We start from the raw sequence: 15,434 nt of genomic DNA, 5'->3' as shown, positions 1-15,434 counted from the left end.
TAGTTTCTATCAAACGTTTGCACGATCAGTAAACACCAACCTCACATCGGAGGGACCATGGCTCGCAGAAGGGCGTTCCGGCTGTTCACGGCCGCCGTCGGCGCACTGGCCCTGGCCGGGTGCGGGCTCGGCGACGGCCCCCAGACCGCCGGCGGCGTGGACACCTCCGGCGAGGTCAAGGGCGACATCACGTTCCAGACCCTGCAGCTGTCCCCCACGTTCGACGGCTACCTGCGCGGGGTCATCGCCGAGTTCGAGAAGCAGCACCCCGGCACGAAGGTCACCTGGACCGACATCCCCAGCAACTCGGCCGCGCGCAAGACCAACGCGGACGCCGTGGCGGGGTCGCTGCCGGACGTGGTGGACCTCGACACCGGCACGCTCGCACCCCTCGCCCGCAAGGGACTCGTGGTCGACATGGGCGCCGCGGCGGACGACCTGAAGGCCGGGTTCGTCGAGTCCGCCTGGAAGTCGGTGAGCTTCGGCGGGTCGTCCGCCTCGGCCCTGCCCTGGTACCTCAACACCCCGGTGCTGATGAAGAACTCCGCGCTGCTGGAGCAGGCCGGACTCGCCTCCGCGCCGGACCCGACCAGCTACCCGGAACTGGTGGAGGCGTCCGCGAAGATCGCCGCCGCCACCGGCAAGGCGGGCTTCCAGCCGACCCAGCTCGGCTTCCACACCTACCTGCGCAGCCTCGGCGTGCCGCTGGTGAACGACCAGGGCACCGAGGCGGTCGTGCGCACCCCCGAGGCGATCGCGTTCGTCGAGTCGCTCGCGAAGCTGCAGAAGTCCGGGGGCATCCCCGCCGACGCCGTGTCCGCCCAGCAGCGCGGCGAGATCGAGACGTTCCAGGAGGGGCAGACGGCCTACCTGGAGACCGGCGGTTCCCGGCTGAAGATCATCCAGCAGAACGCGCCCGCGGTGTACGCGCGGACGACGCTCACGAAACCGCTGGCGGTCAACGGCAAGGGCACCTGGGTCGTCGCGCACGGGGTGGCGGTGCCGAAGGCGTCGAAGAACCTGCCGACGGCGGTGGCGTTCGCGAAGTTCCTGACGTCGGCGGACAACCAGCTCGCCCTGGCGAAGCAGTCGAGCGTCTTCCCCAGCACGGCGAAGTCCCTGGAGGACGCGTTCTTCACCGCCGAGGGCGGCGACCTGGTCGCGCAGGCCCGCGCGATCTCCGCGGCCAGCCTGAAGAACGGCACCACGAACGCCACCCCCGCCGCGGTCGACTCCGAGTTCACCACCGCGCTGTGGTCGTCCGTGCAACGGGCGATCGTCGGTGAGGTACCGGCCGACCAGGCGCTCGCCGACGCCGAGACGAAGCTGAACTCGATCCTCAAGGCGCGCCAGTGATCGCGGCCCGCCACCGGTGGTACGTGCCGCTGCTGTTCGTCGGGCCAATCCTGGTGGTGCAGTGCACGTTCCTGTTCACCCCGCTGGTCAACACGTTCGTGCTGGCGTTCACCAACGCCAGCACGGTCGGCGGCGGCCGTTTCACCGGGCTGGACAACTTCACGACCCTGTTCGCGGACGCGGAGTTCTGGGCCGCGGTCGGCAGGACGTTCCTCTACGCGCTCATCACCGTCCCGTTGATCGTGGCGATCTCGACCTCGCTCGCGATCCTCGTCAACACGTCGTTGCGCGGCTCGGCCATCGTCCGGTCGTTGCTGTTCTCCCCCATGGTGATGCCGCTCGCGACCGTGGCGGTGATGTTCCAGTTCGTGCTGCGTTCGGACGGCCTCGCGAACCAGCTGCTGCGCGGCCTGCACGTGATCAGCGACCCGTTGCCGTTCCTGACGAGCTCGCACCTCGCACTCATCAGCCTGACGCTGGTCACGGTCTGGCGGGGCTGCGCGCTCGCCACCCTGATCACGCTGGCGGCACTGCAGAACGTGTCGCGGGAGCAGGACGAGGCGGCGCGGATCGACGGCGCCGGCTGGCTGCGCCGGACGTGGAGCGTGACGCTCCCCCAGGTCCGCGGGACGACCGTGCTGGTCGCCGTGCTGACCTCGATCAGCGCGCTGCGGGTGTTCACCGAGCCCTACGTGATGACCGGCGGCGGGCCGGGCGACGCGACGGAGACGATCGTGCTCTACCTGTTCGAGAAGGGCGTCGCCCCCGGCACGCAGGCGGGCTACGCCTCGGCGATCAGCCTGGTGCTGTTCGTGTTCGTGCTGGCGGCCGCCGCCGTCACCTGGGGTGCGAGCCGCAGGAGGGCCGCATGAACGAGCAGACCGTCTCGCGCGGGGAAGCCACGCTGCGGTGGGTGCTGATGCTCCTCGCCTCGGCGGTGGTGCTCGGCCCGTTGCTGTGGCAGCTCAGCACCGCCCTCAAAGGACCGGGCGAGTCGACCACCGGGTTCCTCAGCGGTCTCGTGCCGAGCGACCCCACGCTGGACAACTTCACCACCGCCTTCACGCAGATCCCGCTCGCCGGCTACCTGGCGAACTCCGCGGGCATCGCCGCGCTGGGGGTGACGACGAACCTCCTGCTCGCCACCCTCACCGGGTACGCGCTCGCCCGGATCCCGTTCCGCGGCCGCAACCTGTACATGGCGGCGCTGCTGGCCACGGCCGCGCTGCCGTTCGAGGTGATCCTCGTGTCGACGCTGCTCGTCACCAGGAACCTGGGGCTGCAGGACACGTTGCTCGGCGTGGTGCTGCCGCAGGCGGTGTCGATCACCTCGATCTTCGTGATGCGCCAGGCGTTCCGGGCCATCCCGGACGAGCTGGAGGAGGCCGCGACCATCGACGGCGCGGGTCCGGTGCGGACGTTCCTCGGGATCATGCTGCCCAACGTCAAGGGCTCGCTGGCCGTCGTGACCGTGCTGGGGTTCCTGGACTCGTGGGACCACTTCATCTGGCCGCTGGTCGTGCTGAGCAGCCCGGACAAGTACCCGGTGAACGTCGGTGTGCAGTACCTGTCCGGCGCGTTCTCCGCCGACCAGCGGGTCATCTCCGCCGCGGCGCTCGTGGTGATCGTCCCGCCGCTGCTGGTGTACCTGCTGTTGCAACGTCACGTGTTCTCGGGACTGGCCGGAGGGGCGCTGAAGGGATGAACGACACGGTTCTGGTCGGCACCGGCGGCTACGGGCTGCGGCACCTGCGCAGCCTGCTCGAACTGGAGCGCTCCGGGCGCCTGCGGCTGGTGGCGCTGGTCGACGTCCACGTCGGCGAGCAGGCGACGGCGTTGCTCGCCGAGCACCAGAGCGCTCCGGCCCGGTACGCCGACCTCGGACGGGCACTGGCCGCGCACCAGGCCGACAGCGTGGTCATCGCGACCCCGCCGCACACTCACTTCGCGCTCGCCCGGACGGCGATCCGCGCGGGAACGGCCGTGTACCTGGAGAAACCGCCCGTGACGCTCCTGCAGGACCTCGACGCGCTCGCCGCGCTGCCCGCGGCCCGGCGGGTCGAGGTGGGGTTCCAGGCCGCGGGTGCCACCGTCGGCGCGCTGCACCGGGCGTGGGACGCGTTGGGCAGGCCGCCGGTCGACGACGTGGTGGCGCACGGCGCGTTGACGCGGCCCGACGAGTACTACCGGCGCAGCAGGTGGGCCGGCACGTGGTTCCTCGACGGGCAGGCCGTGCTGGACGGGCCGCTGTTCAACCCGCTGGCGCACGTCGTGCAGGCGGCGCTGCTGTTCGCGGGCCAGGTGGAACGGGACTGGGCGCCGGCGTCCGTCGAGGCCGAGTGCTTCCACGCCCGGCCGATCGAAGGCGACGACATCTCCGCTCTGCGCGTCACCCCGCACCGCGGCCCGAGGGTGGTGGCGGTCGGCACGACCTCGACCGACGTGGTCGTGCGCCCCGGAGTGCTGGTGCACACGCGCAACGGCACCATCCGCGTGACGGACGGAGGAGAACGCGTGGTCGCGTACCGAGGCAGGGCAAGGGTTCCGGTGCCGTCCGCTGTTCCGGTGGCGTCCGCCCTGGAACGCGCCGTGACCGACCCGGGCGGGCCGGGCGACCCGGTGCTGTCCCTGCGCTCGACCAGGAACCTCGTGCTCACGGCCAACGCCGTGGCCCAGGCCGTCGGCGCACCCGGTACACCACCCCGTCAGTCCACATGGGACGGACAGCGGGTGGCGGGGCTCGGCCGGCTCGTCGCCGCCTGCGCGCGCCGGGCGGCGCTGTTCTCCGAGGTGGCTCCCGAGTGGGCGGGTTCGACCAGGCGGATCGAGGTCACCGAGTACCGTGGCCTGATGCACCCCGAACTGGTTGCGGCATGACCGGGCGCACCCGCAAGACCAAGCTCGCCGACGTGGCGGCCGAGGCCGGGGTCTCCATCTCCACGGTGTCCAGGGTGTTCTCCAACCCGGAGCTGCTCTCGCCCGAGACCGTCCGCAACGTGCGCGAGGTCGCGGCACGGCTGCGGTACACGCCGAACCCGATGGCCCGCGCGCTGCGGGCGGGCGACTCGCCCTACATCGGCGTCGTGGTGCCGGACATCAGCAACCCGTACATGACGATGCTGCTCAAGTCCGCCCAGTCCCGGTCCCGGGCGCGCGGCATCGGCGTCTTCGTGGCGGACACCGACGACGCGGCCGACGTCGAACGGCAGGTGTGCGAACAGTTCGCCCGCCAGACGCGCGGCATCCTGCTGTGCGCGCCGCGGATGAGCGTCTCGCACATCCGCGAGATCGCGGACATGATCCCGTTGATGCTGGTGAACCGGCCGGTCGACGGCATTCCCTGCGTCTACACCGATTCCACGGCGTCGGTCGCCGAACTCGTGGACCGGCTGTGCGAGCTCGGCCACGAGACGATCGCGTACCTGCCCGGCCCCGTCGGGTCCTGGGCGAACAAGGTCCGCGCCCGCACGGTGGCGGACCGGGTGCGCAGGCACGGCGCCGAACTGGTGAAGCTCGACCCGACCGCGGCCCGGCACGAGGACGGCGTCACGGCGGCACGCGCGGTGGCGGACGGTGGCGCGACGGCGGTCGTGGCGTTCGACGACGTGCTCGCCGCGGGGTTGATCGAGGGCTTCCGCCGGCTCGGGCTCTCGGTGCCCGACGACGTCAGCGTCGCCGGGCACGACGACGTCATGGCCGGGCTGGTGCAGCCGGGGCTGACGACCGTCGAGGGGCTCAGCGCCCGCGTCGGCCAGCTGGCCGTCGACCGCCTGCTGGAGGCCGGTGAACCCGGCGTCACGGCCGATCCGCACCACCTCGGTGTCGGCACGAAGGTGATCTGGCGCGCGAGCGTCGGCAAGCCCCGCGCCTGAGTTCCCGCTCCCCCACCCCGGCCCTTTTCGCGCTCTACCGTGCAAACGTTTGAATCGGAGGATGTTGATGCAGACCACCGCGCGGCCACCCGCTCCCGCAGACGAGGAACAGCTCGAGGACCTGCTTTCCGCGCCGCTCGACGGCGTGGGCGCCGACCTGGCGGCGCTCGGCGGTGACGTCGTGCTCCTCGGCGCGGGCGGCAAGATCGGCCCGACGATGACCGTGATGGCGAAGCGCGCCCTGGAGGAAGCCGGCTCGTCCGCGACCGTCCACGCCGTGTCCCGCTGGTCCGAAGTGGACGTGCGGGAATCGTTGGAGCAGAAGGGGATCCGCACGCACAGCGCCGAACTGGGCGACCCGTCGGCGTACGCGGCGCTGCCCGACGCGGCCGGGGTGTTCTACCTCGCGGCCATGAAGTTCGGCACCACCGGCGCCGAGCACCGCATGTGGTGGACCAACGCCGCCGTGCCCGCGCTGGTGGCCTCGCGCTACCGCGGTGTGCCGACCGTCGTGTACTCCAGCGGCAACGTCTACCCGTTCACGCCGCTCGCCCGCGGCGGCTGCACCGAGCAGGACGCCCCGGGGCCGCTCGGCGAGTACGCCCAGTCGTGCCTCGCCCGCGAACGGGTCTTCGCGGGCGCCTCCGAGCGGTGGGGCACGCCCTCGTTGATGTTCCGGCTGAACTACGCCTGCGAACTGCGCTACGGCGTGATCGCGGACATCGCCGCCCGGATCGCCGACGGCCGTCCGGTCGACGTGACCATGCCCGCGGTGAACGTGGTGTGGCAGCGGGACGTGTCCGCCTGGGCGTTGCGCGGCATCCTGCTCGCGGACCCGTCGGCACCCGTGCTCAACGCCACCGGACCGGAGACGATCCCGGTGCGCCGCATCGCGTCGCTGCTCGGCGAGGCGATGGGCCGCGAGGTCGAGTTCACCGGCACCGAGGCCTCCGACGCGCTGCTCAACGACGCGGGCGACTGCTTCGCGCGGTTCGGCTACCCGAGCCTCGCCGCGCGCACCCTGATCGACTGGACCGCCGACTGGATCGGTGCGGGAGGGCGCCGGCTCGGCAAGGCCACGAAGTTCGAGCAGCGCCAGGGGCGGTACTGATGACGACCGACGTGCGGGACCGCCTGCTCGCGGGCGTCACGATCCCGGCGCACCCCCTCGCGCTGACGCCGGACCGCGTGTTCGACGAACGCGCCCAGCGCGCGCTCACCCGGTACTACCTGGCGTCCGAAGTGGACGGTCTGGCGGTCGGGGTGCACACCACCCAGTTCGAGCTGCACGACGACCCCGGGCTGTTCGCGGCGGTGCTCGGGCTGGCGGCGCGCACCGGGCCGTTGCTGGTGGCCGGTGTCATCGGTGACACCGCGCAGGCCGTGCGGGAGGCCGAGGTGGCGGCCGGGGCGGGCTACGACGCCGTGTTGCTGTGCCCGTTCGGGATGAGCGACCCGAGACCGGAGGCCCAGCTGGACCGGGCCCGCGCGGTCGGCGAGGTGCTGCCGGTCATCGGGTTCGCGCTGCAGGAGGCCGTCGGCGGCCGGCCGTTGCCCAAGTCGTACTGGAGCAGGCTGTTCGACCTGGACGCGGTCGTCGGCGTGAAGGCGGCGCCGTTCGACCGCTACCGCACCAACGACATCGCCCGCGCCCTGGTCGAGCACGACCGGTGGAACCGGATCGCGCTGCTCACCGGCAACGACGACACCATCGTCACCGACCTCGTGACGCCGTGGCGGGCCGTGGTCGGCGGCGAGGAACGGACGTTGCGGGTGTCGGGCGGGCTGCTCGGCCAGTGGGCGGTCGGGACGCGCGCGGCCGTCGCGCTGCGGCGCCGGGCCGCCGACCTGACCGGGGAACTGCTCGCGACCGGTGCCGACCTGGTCGAGGTGAACGCGGCGGTCTTCGACGTGGCGCACCGGTTCGCGGGGTGCGTGGCCGGGGTGAACGAGGTGCTGCGGCAACAGGGCCTGCTCGCGTCGTCGGTGTGCCTGGCGCCGGCCGAGGTGCTGTCGCCCGGCCAGGCCGACCTGATCGCCGACGCCCGGAAGCGGTTCCCGGCGCTGCTGGACGAGGAGTTCGTGGAGGAGCACCGCGATGACTGGCTCCGCTGACCGCCCACCGGTGCGGATCGTCCACATCGGACTCGGCGCGTTCCACCGCGCGCACCAGGTGTGGTTCACCCAGCACGGCGACCCGGAGTGGGGCGTGGCGGCGTTCAGCGGCCGGTCGGCCCGGCTGGCGGAGACGCTGACGGCCCAGGACTGCCGCTACACCCTCGTCGAGCGGGGCCCGGAGTTCGACGCGCACCACCGGATGTCCTCGCTCGTCGCCGCGTACGGCGCGGACCGGCAGGACGTGCTCGACCGGCTGGTCGCCGGTCCCGAGGTGGCCGTGGTGACGCTGACCATCACCGAGGCGGGCTATGCGGACCCGGCCGCGCCCCGGCGGCTCGTCCAGGCGCTGGACGCGCGGCGGCGCTCCGGCGCCGGGCCGATCGCGGTGGTGCCGTGCGACAACGTGCTCGCGAACGGCGCCCGCGCCCGGTCGGCGTTGCTGGACCAGGCGGACGGCGACCTGGCGGGCTGGATCGACGAGCACGTGTCGTTCGTGGACACGGTGTCGGACCGGATCACGCCGGCCACCACGGCGGACGACGTCGCCCGGCTCGCCGCGCTCGGCGTCGAGGACCGCGCGCCCGTCGTCACCGAGCCGTTCGCGGAGTGGGTGCTGGCCGGGGAGTTCCCCGCCGGGCGTCCCGCGTGGGAGCGGGCCGGGGCCGTGTTCACCGACGACATCAGGCCGTTCGAGCGGCGCAAGCTGAGGCTGCTCAACGGCGCGCACCTGCTGCTGGCCCTGGCCGGTCTCGCCCGCGGGCACGGCACCGTCGCCGACGCGATGACCGACCCGGTGCTCACCGAGCACGTGGAGCAGTACTGGGCCGTCGCGTCCCGCGGCGTGCCCGAGGCCGACGAGTACGTGCGGCAGCTGCGCACCCGGTTCACCAACGGCCGCATCCGGCACGCGCTCGCCCAGATCGCGCTGGACGCCGAGAACAAGCTCCGTGAACGGGTCGTGCCGCTGGTGCGCGACCTGCTCGCGGACGGCGCCGACCCCGGCCCCGCGTTGCGGGTCGTCGACGCCTGGCTCGTCCACACCGGACAGAACACCGACTCGCTGGACCGCCTCGCACCCGGCTGGGCGGCCGACCCCCGGATCCACCACGACGGAAGGTGCAGATCATGAGAAGGTTGCTCGTCGCCGTCACCGCCGCCGCTCTCCTCGCCGGCGTCTCCCCCGCCGCCTCGGCACGGCCGCCGCACTGCGGGTACGACGCCGCGGTGCTCGCGGACTCGCCGGTCGCGTACTGGCGCATGTCCAGCGGCACGTCACCGTCCGAACAGGACGTCAGCGGCCACGGCCGCACCGGCACCTACACGGGCGGCCGTTCGGTCGCGTTCCTGCCCAACGGCGACCGGGCCACCGACTTCGACGGTGCGACGGGCTACCTCCAGGTGCCCGACAGCGACGCGCTGAGCCCCGCCACCACGGGCGCGTTCACCCTGGAGGCGTGGATGCGGCCCGACGCGCTGGAGTTCCCGCACGCCGAGTCGTCCGGGTACGTGCACTGGATGGGCAAGGGCGCGCCGGGCCAGCACGAGTACGTCGCGCGGATGTACTCGAAGACCAACACCGAGAACCGGCCGAACCGGATCTCCGGCTACGCCTTCAACCGCGACGGCGGCCTGGGGGCGGGATCCTACTTCCAGGACGCGATCGTCGAGGGCCAGTGGATCCACTACGCACTCGTGATCAACCCGGCCGCCGTCAGCGCCGAGTACCCGCACGGCTACGTCAAGATCTACCGCGACGGCGTCCTGCGCGACCAGGACCAGCTCGTGATCCGTGACGTCGTCATCACGCCCGAGGGCGGCACCGCACCGTTCCGGGTGGGCACCAGGGACTTCGGCTCGTGGTTCGCGGGCGCCGTCGGCAAGGTGGCCGTCTACGACCGTGAACTGCCCGCCGCGCGCATCGCCGCGCACACCACCGCCATGACCACCACGTTCCACCACCGGGGGTTCTCTCGATGACCGACGACAACGGCACGCGGATCGTCTCCGCCGAGGTCCTGGTCTCCTCGCCGGGCCGCAACTTCGTGACGCTGCGGCTGCGCACGGCCGACGGCGTGACCGGTCTCGGCGACGCCACGGTCAACGGCCGCGAGCTGTCCGTCGTGTCCTACCTGCGGGACCACGTGACGCCGTTGCTGATCGGCCGCGACGCGCACGCGATCGAGGACACCTGGCAGTACCTGTACCGCGGCGCCTACTGGCGGCGCGGCCCGATCACCATGGCGGCCATCGCCGCGGTCGACACGGCGTTGTGGGACATCAAGGCGAAGATGGCCGGGATGCCGCTGTACCAGCTGCTCGGCGGGCGCAGCCGGCGCGGTTGCCTGACCTACGGCCACGCCAGCGGCGCCGAGCTGCCCGAGCTGTTCGACTCCATCCGCGCCCACCTCGACCAGGGCTACCGCGCCATCCGCATCCAGACCGGCGTGCCCGGCCTCGGCTCGGTCTACGGCGTCGCGTCCAGCGCGAACGCCGCGGTGGGCGACGCGGGCGCGACCTCGCGCTACGACCACGAGCCCGCCCGCCGCGCGGCCGTCCCGGTCGAGGAGGAGTGGGACACGAGGGCCTACCTGCGGCACGCCCCGCGCGTGTTCGAGGACGTGCGGAGCGAGTTCGGCCCGGAACTCCCGCTGCTGCACGACGCCCACCACCGCCTGACCCCGATCCAGGCCGCGAAGCTGGGCAAGGAGCTCGAACCGTACGACCTGTTCTGGCTGGAGGACGTCACGCCCGCCGAGAACACCGCGGTGCTGCGCCGGGTCCGCGAGCACACCACCACCCCGCTCGCCATCGGCGAGGTGTTCAACACGATCTGGGACTACCGCGAGCTGTTCGAGGAGCAGCTGATCGACTACGTCCGCTCCCCCGTCACCCACGCGGGCGGCATCACGGCGCTGCGCCGGATCTTCGACTACGCCTCCGTCTACCAGATCAAGTCCGGTGTGCACGGCCCGACCGACATCTCCCCCGTCGGCCTCGCGGCGGCGCTGCACCTCGGCGTCGCGATCCCGAACTTCGGCATCCAGGAGTACATGAAGCACACCGAGGCCACCGACCAGGTCTTCCGCCCCACCTACAGCTTCACCGACGGCCTGCTCGCGCCGTCCGACGAGCCGGGCCTGGGCGTGGACCACGACGACGCGGAGGCGGACCGGCACCCGTACTCCCGCGCCTACCTGCCGGTGAACCGCCTCAAGCTGGACGGGTCGATGCATGACTGGTGATCACGCCGTGGTCGTGATGGGTCCCAGCGGGGCGGGCAAGAGCGCCGTCGGCGGCGCGCTGGCCGCTCTGCTGGGACTGCCGTTCGTCGACGCGGACGCCCTGCACCCCGAACGCAACCGCGCGAAGATGGCGGCAGGCACACCGCTGGAGGACGCGGACCGGTGGCCGTGGCTCGACGTCGTGGGTGAGAGGCTCGCGCGGGGCCGGGTCGTGATCGCCTGTTCGGCGCTCAAACGCCGTTACCGCGACCACCTGCGCGGCTTCGCGCCCGGCACCGTGTTCGTCGAGCTGCGCGTGGACCGCGCGGTGCTGGCGGACAGGATGGCGCGGCGGGAGCACTTCATGCCGGTGAGCCTGCTCGACTCCCAGCTCGCGGCGCTCGAACCGCTGGGCGGCGACGAGGCCGGGGTGGTGGTCGGGGACGACGGGCCGCTGGACGTCGTGGCCGGCCGGTGTGCGCGGCTTCTGCTGTCGGACGGCGAAAGGCGGGACCGACCGGAGTCGACCCCGCCTTCCTGATCACCTCGTGGTCACGCCTTCATGGAGTGCTTCTTCCCGTGGGTCCAGGACGCGGCGTCGCCGCCGTCGCCCGCCGGACCGGAGTGGCCACCGACCGTGTTGCTGTGGTTGGACGCGTCGCCGGTCGGACCCGTGGCACCGGTGTCACCGGAGTCGCCCGAGGTGACCTCGGTCCAGGACTTGGTGCCGTGGTTCTGCCGGCTGTGCTTCCCGCCGTCGTGCTTCCAGTTGTGGTGCTTCCAGCCGTGGCACTCGTCGCCGCGGTGGTCGTGCGACTTCTTGTTCTCGGTCTTCACGACCGCGGAGTTGCCGCCGGTGTCGCCCGAGTTCCCGGAGTCGCCCGAGTTGCCGGTCGTGGCGTTGTTCGAGCTGGTGGCGTTGCCGCCGTCACCCGAGTTCCCGCCGTTGCCCGCGGTCGCCTCGGTGGAGCCGGACTTGCCGTGGTGGCCCCACTTCTGGCCTTCGGTCATCGCCCACGCGTCGCCGCCGTCACCGGCCGGGCCGGAGGTGCCGCCCTTGGTGGCGCTGTGGTTCCACGCGTCACCGGTCGAGCCGGTGGCACCCGTGTCGCCCGAGTCGCCGGACGTGACGGTGGTCCAGGACTTGCTGCTGTGCCACGACTTCCCGTGACCCTTGTCCTGGCCGATGGTGCGCACGACGGCCTTGTTGCCGCCGGTGTCGCCCGAGTTCCCGGAGTCGCCCGAGTTGCCGGTCGTGGCGTTGTTCGAGCTGGTGGCGTTGCCGCCGTCACCCGAGTTCCCGCCGTTGCCCGCGGTCGCCTCGGTGGAGCCGGACTTGCCGTGGTGGCCCCACTTCTGGTCCTTGGTCAGGACCGCCGCGTCGCCTCCGTCACCGGCGGGACCGGAGTTCCCACCCACGGTGGTGCTGTGGTTGGAGGCGTCACCGGTCGAGCCCGTGGCACCCGTGTCACCGGAGTCACCCGAGCTGACGTTCGTGTGGCATTCCGCGAGCACGCAGACGCCGTAGGCGCTGTTGCCGCCGGTGTCACCCGAGTTGCCCGAGTTCCCGGAGTTGCCCGACCGCGCGGTGTTCGAGCTGGTGGCGTCGCCGCCGTCGCCCGAGTCGCCGCCGTTGCCCGCGGTCGCGTCCGCGTTCTGGGAACGGCCGGCCGCGGTGGCGTCGCCACCGTTGCCCGCCGTACCGGAGTTGCCGCCCACCGTGGTGCTGTGGTTGGAGGCGTCACCGGTCGAGCCCGTGGCACCCGTGTCACCGGAGTCACCCGAGCTGACGTTCGTGTGGCATTCCGCGAGCACGCAGACGCCGTAGGCGCTGTTGCCGCCGGTGTCACCCGAGTTCCCGGAGTTGCCCGAGTTGCCGGACGTGGCGTTGTTCGAGCTGGTGGCGTTGCCGCCGTCGCCCGAATCGCCGCCGTTGCCACCGTTCACGACCGAGTGCACGACGTCGCCGACGCCACCGAGCAGGCCGTTGCCGCCCGTGTCAGCGCTCGCCATCGCCGTTCCGGCCAGGAGGAATCCTCCCGAGAACGCTGCGGCCAACAGGCCGCGTTTCACATAGCTGTGCATGTCGACTCTTCCTGTCAATCAAGCTTGGGTGATCTGGTCGGCTTGGCTGGCAGGAGTGGTCAACTCGGATGATTGCGGCCGTAGTAATAGCACCACGACCCGTGAATCTGGTGATCCGCGACCACCAGGAGCGATCGGCTGCCCGACCGGTCCCCTCGCACGGCGGGGAGGTCCGAGACGGTCTGTCCGGCCGATCCGCTCGACGACGCCGAGCCCGTCGCGCCCGGCAGGGCGAACGGCATCTCCGGCGACTGCTGGTGCGGCGCCTCAACGGGTGGCGCCACGTCAGGTGCGAGAACCTCGTGCGGCTGCGGGGCAGGTATCGCCGCGACCCGGCCGATCGGCGCTGGAGAGCGCGTCTCGACCGCGGGGGCCGCGGGAGCCTCTGCCACCACTGGCGCGGCGACCGGCGGCGGAGCCACCTCCGCCGCAGCGGAAGGCTTGACCACCAACGGTTCCACGACCTGACGCACCACCGGCACGTCCTGCACCGCGTCCGCCACGGGGGCGAGCAGCGGCGCCGTGACGGGATGGAGCGGGTCCAGGACCGGCCCCGCGGCCTTCGTGACGGTGTCCACGGCGGGCGCCAGCGGAGCCAGCACCGGGTCGGTCACCGGCTCGGTGACCGCCAGCACGGGCCGCACCACCGGGTCCGCGACCGCCGTGACGTCCCGGACGACCGGCGCGACCGTGTCGGTCACCGGTGCGACGAGGTCCGCGACCCCGCCCAGCAGACCGGGTGAATCGCCCTCGTCGGCACTCGCGACTCCCGCGGACAGGAGACCGAATCCGATCAGGAACCCGGCCACGCCGAGCGTCCGCCGAATCATCCTGGAGCATGTCGACTTCATGTAATCACCCCCTCTCGTCGAATCAGCACCTGTACATCGAGGTATTCGGCACCCCAGACAGGCCGGTTCACTCGAAAGTGGGAGTTATTTCAAATAGGCAGCTCAACGGCGTCGATTAATTTCAAACACCGATTTCCAACTACTTTGGGACACAATTGAACGCGTTTCACCTCGACACACGGTGATCATGCTGGTGAACGGCGCGGTTCCGAATCGGCTCCTCAGCCGAGCAGCTGCACGACGTGCACCGCCCGGTCACCGGGCCACGTCCGGCGGATGCCGCCGCGGAAGTCCACCTGGACCTCCTCGCCGGCCACCACCGCCACCACCTGGCCGACCGGTCCGATCGAGCCGTGCAGGCGGACGTGATCTCCCGGCGACAGCTCGTTCGCCGGCACGGTCCCGACGTTGCGCGCCGGGGACGCGGGCTTGAGCCGGGTGGTGAACACCCACCACGCGCCGCCGCACGCCACCGGCGTCAGGAGCACGAGGACTCCGGCGGCGACGGGGTGGGTGCGCACGAGGGCGGCCGCGACCACGACGGCTCCCAGCAGGCCCACCAGCGCGGCGACGAGCACCGAGCTCACCGGGTGGTGGCCGACCTGGAGCCAGCCCGTCGTGCGGACCCAGCCACCGGGCGTCAGGCCTCGCGGGGCGGCACCGTCCGCGAGACCGGGCCCCGTCCCGCCGGCGGGATCGGCCTTGCTGAACAGGTCGACCTCGTCCTCAGTCCGCACGACGCCACCTCAGCTGGTTCCTGCCGTTGCGGGAGCAGACGATCTCGTAGCCGTCCCTGGTCGTCCTCCGCGCGCCCTCGAACAGGCACGGCTTGCCCAGCCGGAAGTCGTCCCACTCCTCGTCCGGCGGCGCCGGCTCGGTGGTCGTGGGCGCGGGCGGCGGCGGAGGTGGTGGCGGAACGGGGGAAGGTTCGGTCGTGGTCGTCGTCGCAGGAGGTGCGCTCGGCACGGAGGAGGACGTCGGCGCGGTGGAGACGGTCGTCGTCACCGCGCCGGGCACGCAACCCGCCGCCCACAGGCCGAGGCGCCCCAGCCGGGCGGCGGACTCGTCGTCCGCCAGGTCGCCGCGCGCCGCCAGGTCGGCCTGCACCGCGCCGCCGCTCACCACGGTCCGCGCGTAGTCCGCCCCGCCCGGCAGTTCGACGTCGACCAGGATCCGATCGCCCCCGTCCTCGCGCTTCACCACCAGTCGCACGTCCTTGCCCAGCAACAGGTCCTGGGCGGCGGCGCGGGACTGCGACACCCAGCAGTCCGGCAGCGCCCGCACCCCGGCGACGCGAGCGCGCACGACACGACCGCTGACGGGCTCCGCGCCCTCGAAGAGGTCGACCTCGGACACCGAGCTCACGGTCACCTGAACGGCGTCACCCCGGAACCCGCTCGCCTCGTGCGCGCCGTCACCCCGGCTTCGCGAGAGGTCGTCACCGCTGAACGCGACCGCGCCGGTGGCGGCCAGCGCCGTGACGACGCCGAGGCATCCGATCGCGAGCCGCGCGGGCTGGCTGGTGCGCCACCAGAAGCGGCGGACGATTCCCGCCTCGGGAGCGGCGGAGTCGGCTGGGCTGGGCAATGGCGCTCCCCGGCGTCGGACAATCCATGACACAAAACGTGCGTTCCGTTCTTCGACTAGATACGCGCCGAAGACGAAGACGTTCATTCACAGATTGGCCCGTCATTCACAGAACAGCCGGTTCAGTGATTGACGGCGCACGCTCCGTCACTTCTTCTTGGGCCACGGAATGAGCATCATGACGCCGGCACTGGCGCACAGCAACCCGATCGTCGTCCACAGCCGCTGCCCCGTCATGAAGCTGCCCTCGAGGTGACCCAGCCCCTGGGCGGTCCACACCCCGCCGACGACCAGCAGCACGACTCCGAGCCCGACCAGCAGTTTTCTGCTCATGACCGGGAAGG

16 protein-coding genes are annotated in these 15,434 nt (G+C 71.9%); 11 read left to right on the top strand and 5 right to left on the bottom strand.

The window, feature by feature from the left end:
- The first annotated feature begins 57 nt into the window (after positions 1-57).
- The 11 genes from QSK25_RS06925 (at position 58) to QSK25_RS06875 (ending at position 11,108) form a co-directional block, all read left to right on the top strand.
- Positions 58-1,356, top strand: a complete 1,299-nt coding sequence (locus QSK25_RS06925; RefSeq protein ID WP_285634852.1) for an extracellular solute-binding protein — start codon at positions 58-60, stop codon at positions 1,354-1,356.
- Complete coding sequence (locus tag QSK25_RS06920; RefSeq protein ID WP_285634849.1) at positions 1,353-2,228, top strand: carbohydrate ABC transporter permease; 876 nt, start codon at positions 1,353-1,355, stop codon at positions 2,226-2,228. The genes QSK25_RS06925 and QSK25_RS06920 overlap by 4 nt, the downstream gene beginning before the upstream one ends.
- Positions 2,225-3,061 carry a carbohydrate ABC transporter permease gene (locus QSK25_RS06915; RefSeq protein ID WP_285634846.1) on the top strand — a complete coding sequence of 279 codons (837 nt, stop codon included), beginning with the start codon at positions 2,225-2,227 and terminating at the stop codon, positions 3,059-3,061. The genes QSK25_RS06920 and QSK25_RS06915 overlap by 4 nt, the downstream gene beginning before the upstream one ends.
- Complete coding sequence (locus QSK25_RS06910) at positions 3,058-4,233, top strand: Gfo/Idh/MocA family protein (protein ID WP_285634840.1); 1,176 nt, start codon at positions 3,058-3,060, stop codon at positions 4,231-4,233. Before QSK25_RS06915 ends, QSK25_RS06910 begins: the two co-directional genes overlap by 4 nt.
- The gene (locus QSK25_RS06905) at positions 4,230-5,228 is read left to right on the top strand and encodes a LacI family DNA-binding transcriptional regulator (protein ID WP_285634837.1); all 999 of its coding nucleotides are present in this window, start codon (positions 4,230-4,232) and stop codon (positions 5,226-5,228) included. The genes QSK25_RS06910 and QSK25_RS06905 overlap by 4 nt, the downstream gene beginning before the upstream one ends.
- A gap of 61 nt (positions 5,229-5,289) precedes the next feature.
- A complete protein-coding gene (locus QSK25_RS06900) occupies positions 5,290-6,339 on the top strand; it encodes an NAD-dependent epimerase/dehydratase family protein (protein WP_285634833.1) in 1,050 nt (349 codons plus the stop codon).
- Positions 6,339-7,343, top strand: a complete 1,005-nt coding sequence (locus QSK25_RS06895) for a dihydrodipicolinate synthase family protein (RefSeq protein ID WP_285634830.1) — start codon at positions 6,339-6,341, stop codon at positions 7,341-7,343. The genes QSK25_RS06900 and QSK25_RS06895 overlap by 1 nt, the downstream gene beginning before the upstream one ends.
- On the top strand, positions 7,327-8,475 hold the full coding sequence (locus QSK25_RS06890; protein WP_285634827.1) for a mannitol dehydrogenase family protein: 1,149 nt from the start codon (positions 7,327-7,329) through the stop codon (positions 8,473-8,475). The genes QSK25_RS06895 and QSK25_RS06890 overlap by 17 nt, the downstream gene beginning before the upstream one ends.
- Positions 8,472-9,323: a LamG-like jellyroll fold domain-containing protein gene (locus tag QSK25_RS06885; RefSeq protein ID WP_285634824.1), complete on the top strand. Its 852-nt coding sequence runs from the start codon at positions 8,472-8,474 to the stop codon at positions 9,321-9,323. Before QSK25_RS06890 ends, QSK25_RS06885 begins: the two co-directional genes overlap by 4 nt.
- Entirely contained in the window at positions 9,320-10,588 is a 1,269-nt protein-coding gene (gene manD, locus QSK25_RS06880; RefSeq protein WP_285634820.1) for a D-mannonate dehydratase ManD, read from the top strand. Before QSK25_RS06885 ends, manD begins: the two co-directional genes overlap by 4 nt.
- Positions 10,578-11,108 carry a gluconokinase gene (locus QSK25_RS06875; RefSeq protein ID WP_285634817.1) on the top strand — a complete coding sequence of 177 codons (531 nt, stop codon included), beginning with the start codon at positions 10,578-10,580 and terminating at the stop codon, positions 11,106-11,108. The genes manD and QSK25_RS06875 overlap by 11 nt, the downstream gene beginning before the upstream one ends.
- A gap of 11 nt (positions 11,109-11,119) precedes the next feature.
- Here the strand turns inward: QSK25_RS06875 and QSK25_RS06870 are convergent, their stop codons facing one another.
- The 5 genes from QSK25_RS06870 to QSK25_RS06850 all read right to left on the bottom strand — a co-directional run bounded on the left by QSK25_RS06870 (position 11,120) and on the right by QSK25_RS06850 (position 15,423).
- Positions 11,120-12,652, bottom strand: a complete 1,533-nt coding sequence (locus tag QSK25_RS06870) for a serine-rich family protein (protein ID WP_285634814.1) — start codon at positions 12,650-12,652, stop codon at positions 11,120-11,122.
- Positions 12,653-12,711: 59 nt separating this feature from the next.
- Positions 12,712-13,503 (bottom strand): hypothetical protein, encoded by a 792-nt coding sequence (locus tag QSK25_RS06865; RefSeq protein ID WP_285634811.1) that lies wholly within the window; start codon positions 13,501-13,503, stop codon positions 12,712-12,714.
- Between the two features lie 221 nt (positions 13,504-13,724).
- On the bottom strand, positions 13,725-14,240 hold the full coding sequence (locus tag QSK25_RS06860; RefSeq protein ID WP_285634808.1) for a hypothetical protein: 516 nt from the start codon (positions 14,238-14,240) through the stop codon (positions 13,725-13,727).
- Complete coding sequence (locus QSK25_RS06855; RefSeq protein WP_285634805.1) at positions 14,230-15,090, bottom strand: thermonuclease family protein; 861 nt, start codon at positions 15,088-15,090, stop codon at positions 14,230-14,232. Before QSK25_RS06855 ends, QSK25_RS06860 begins: the two co-directional genes overlap by 11 nt.
- Positions 15,091-15,237: 147 nt before the next feature.
- Positions 15,238-15,423, bottom strand: coding sequence for a hypothetical protein (locus tag QSK25_RS06850; RefSeq protein WP_285634802.1), 186 nt, complete (start codon positions 15,421-15,423; stop codon positions 15,238-15,240).
- Between the last annotated feature and the right edge of the window lie 11 nt (positions 15,424-15,434).

Origin of the sequence: Lentzea sp. NBRC 102530 (genome assembly GCF_030269365.1) — a bacterium.
Taxonomy (GTDB): Bacteria; Actinomycetota; Actinomycetes; order Mycobacteriales; family Pseudonocardiaceae; genus Lentzea.
This window is presented reverse-complemented; position numbering and strand designations above follow the sequence as displayed.

Coding starts and splice junctions, on each gene's coding strand:
- QSK25_RS06890 (WP_285634827.1), top strand. CDS start 7,327: ATGACTGGCTCCGCTGACCGCCCACCGGTGCGGATCGTCCACATCGGA.
- QSK25_RS06865 (WP_285634811.1), bottom strand. CDS start 13,503: ATGAAGTCGACATGCTCCAGGATGATTCGGCGGACGCTCGGCGTGGCC.
- QSK25_RS06870 (WP_285634814.1), bottom strand. CDS start 12,652: ATGCACAGCTATGTGAAACGCGGCCTGTTGGCCGCAGCGTTCTCGGGA.
- QSK25_RS06915 (WP_285634846.1), top strand. CDS start 2,225: ATGAACGAGCAGACCGTCTCGCGCGGGGAAGCCACGCTGCGGTGGGTG.
- QSK25_RS06850 (WP_285634802.1), bottom strand. CDS start 15,423: ATGAGCAGAAAACTGCTGGTCGGGCTCGGAGTCGTGCTGCTGGTCGTC.
- QSK25_RS06885 (WP_285634824.1), top strand. CDS start 8,472: ATGAGAAGGTTGCTCGTCGCCGTCACCGCCGCCGCTCTCCTCGCCGGC.
- QSK25_RS06925 (WP_285634852.1), top strand. CDS start 58: ATGGCTCGCAGAAGGGCGTTCCGGCTGTTCACGGCCGCCGTCGGCGCA.
- manD (WP_285634820.1), top strand. CDS start 9,320: ATGACCGACGACAACGGCACGCGGATCGTCTCCGCCGAGGTCCTGGTC.
- QSK25_RS06910 (WP_285634840.1), top strand. CDS start 3,058: ATGAACGACACGGTTCTGGTCGGCACCGGCGGCTACGGGCTGCGGCAC.
- QSK25_RS06875 (WP_285634817.1), top strand. CDS start 10,578: ATGACTGGTGATCACGCCGTGGTCGTGATGGGTCCCAGCGGGGCGGGC.
- QSK25_RS06905 (WP_285634837.1), top strand. CDS start 4,230: ATGACCGGGCGCACCCGCAAGACCAAGCTCGCCGACGTGGCGGCCGAG.
- QSK25_RS06900 (WP_285634833.1), top strand. CDS start 5,290: ATGTTGATGCAGACCACCGCGCGGCCACCCGCTCCCGCAGACGAGGAA.
- QSK25_RS06895 (WP_285634830.1), top strand. CDS start 6,339: ATGACGACCGACGTGCGGGACCGCCTGCTCGCGGGCGTCACGATCCCG.